Below are 571 nucleotides of genomic sequence, written 5' to 3' on the forward strand. Positions count from 1 at the left end.
GCGCGCACGGCGCGGACGACGATACCGTGCGCCGCGTGCTCAAGTGGTACGACGAAGAAGTGCTGCTACCCCAGCCCTACCGCCAGATCGACGACTGGATACACGACGGGATCCCCTTCAACGAAGCAATGTTGCGCGACATCGGTGCCGACGACGACCAGATAAAAAGCGCACTCGACTGGCAGAAGAGGATGCAGTTGCCCCCGAACGAACGCTGGAAACAGCCCCCATCGACCCCGTGATACGCCTGTCCCCTCCGTGTATTCCAGCACTCGATCAGGAACTGGCTGGCGGACGGCCCGGCAGCCGGCGGCCCCCCATCGGGAGCGCGCAGTGAACCGCCTCATCCGCCTGCTACTGACCCTGCTCGCCTGCAGCCTGCTCGCTGCCTGTGAGCGTCCCGCCTGGAACAAGGATAAAGACATGGACATCGTTCATTTTGGTGCTTTCAAGGTCGACCTACGGATCGAGTTTCCCGATCCCGCGCACCGCGCCCTGGTCGATGCCGTGCTCGACGGCACCGTGACCAACTGGGACCCGGTCCACGTGCATGCACTCATCGACAAGCCCG

At 63.6% G+C, this 571-nt stretch carries 2 protein-coding genes; both read left to right on the forward strand.

Annotated elements, in window-relative coordinates:
- On the forward strand, positions 1–242 hold a 242-nt coding region (locus DNK49_RS24235; protein ID WP_165843435.1), incomplete at its 5' end, for a hypothetical protein.
- 91 nt (positions 243–333) lie between these two features.
- On the forward strand, positions 334–571 hold a 238-nt coding region (locus DNK49_RS23245; RefSeq protein ID WP_133255176.1), incomplete at its 3' end, for a hypothetical protein.

Source organism: Parazoarcus communis SWub3 = DSM 12120 (assembly GCF_003226565.1).
Lineage (GTDB): Bacteria > Pseudomonadota > Gammaproteobacteria > Burkholderiales > Rhodocyclaceae > Parazoarcus > Parazoarcus communis.